Genomic DNA, 1,491 nt, shown 5'->3' with positions numbered 1-1,491 from the left:
GTTAATTTGTGAATGCAAGGGTCCGGGATTTTACAATCGCATACGGCGCTTTTCATGTTCACTGAGAGCATAGTTTTTCCTTACTTCTCAGTATTAACTGCCAGAAGCAGTTAATACTGAGTTATCTAAAAGAAATCATAGTTACCTTGAAATCACCACTTTTCCATTGATTAAAGAAAAATAGGGGCTGAATGTGAATCCATCTTCGCTATTGTTTTTATTTTCAAACAACAAGGGTGAATTATTACTATGCTCACGCTGAAATCGGAATAATCGGCTACCCATATAACGCATTAACTTATACTTACTCCAATCAATCGGTACCGCCTGATACCCGTTATCAAAATCTTCCTTAAAGTCATAAGAATCAAAATAACTCTGCTCTGTACTGTCATTGGCCTGGGCATGTTCAGACAACATTAATTTGGCGGCCGATTGTAAAGCAGCCAAATCTTTATTTTTCATTATTTGCCAGATATCTTCATAGGCTTTCTTAACCAGTTCAGTGCTTGCCGCTGTTTCCGGCAGAGGGGTAGCTGTCGTCCAGGCCCAGACAGGCAGATCATTTAATGTCACTGTCCGCTCCGCATAATAAATACCTTCATCCTTGAGATTCTTTTCCGTAATTTTACTGTACTGAGCGGTATCAATATTAAAATTAATGGATTTCATACTATTAGGCTCCGCTATACCGTTTTTATCTGCCACACTGGCAATAATATTCGTGATTTCATCAGACTGGTAAGGTGTCATCCTTACCAGTCTGACTTTGCACTCCGCCTGCTTATCTTTGTAAATATATCCCTCTTCCGCATCACTAAACGGGGCCATTTCGATATAGATAGTGTTTTTACCATTTTCCAATAATGGCGCAACATTGTACCCGGTCGAGATGGTGCCAGTCATTGAATTGAGATTACTTAAAGTGTACATTCCATTGACCCTAAGGACACAACGTGCCCGATTAGTTTCTAAATAAGTAATATATTTAATTTTATCCATCATATTTTTCCCATAAGCTGATAATGAAAATAAGGCCATAAAAAATACAAAAAAATTTTTCATTGTGATAACCTCAGTTTATATGTTGATTTTTCCTTCGGCAGTTTTGGATATATCTCCCATTTTTTTTGTTTCTTATCATCCATTTTGCTCTTTTGTTTGGAAGAATCATCATTATTTTTAGGTGGCTTGCTTCCCACCCCATACTCCACATAATAACTGGCAACAATCCCCTCATGAAAAAATACCAGATATAACCCGTTATCCTGCTTATCCAGTTCAAAACACCCTTCCGCTTCAATATCTGCACCGGCTTTAAAATATCCTTCTACCAGATAATATTTAAAACCCGCCTGAATATTCGTTTCCGCCCTAATCGCCAGCATACCCCTGACGCTATCCCCCAACTGGAATTCCATTTCCCGCTCTTCATTGCTGGCATATTTAAATGACAGATTTAACGCCCCTTCCAGCACCATATCTAATTGC

At 38.5% G+C, this 1,491-nt stretch carries 1 protein-coding gene and 1 pseudogene; both read right to left on the bottom strand.

Going from position 1 to position 1,491, the window contains the following annotated elements; genetic code table 11:
• Positions 1-141: 141 nt before the first annotated feature.
• Positions 142-933 carry a hypothetical protein gene (locus tag ACGF7G_RS22290; RefSeq protein WP_387468462.1) on the bottom strand — a complete coding sequence of 264 codons (792 nt, stop codon included), beginning with the start codon at positions 931-933 and terminating at the stop codon, positions 142-144.
• A 128-nt stretch (positions 934-1,061) separates the two neighbouring features.
• Positions 1,062-1,491: pseudogene (locus ACGF7G_RS22285) on the bottom strand (hypothetical protein); the annotation flags it as partial.

This window comes from Photorhabdus sp. RM323S (genome assembly GCF_042879375.1).
In the GTDB taxonomy this organism is placed as follows: domain Bacteria; phylum Pseudomonadota; class Gammaproteobacteria; order Enterobacterales; family Enterobacteriaceae; genus Photorhabdus; species Photorhabdus tasmaniensis.
This window is presented reverse-complemented; position numbering and strand designations above follow the sequence as displayed.

Excerpts from the sequence above, each read along its gene's own strand:
- ACGF7G_RS22290 (WP_387468462.1), bottom strand. The coding sequence starts at position 933 with ATGTACACTTTAAGTAATCTCAATTCAATGACTGGCACCATCTCGACC.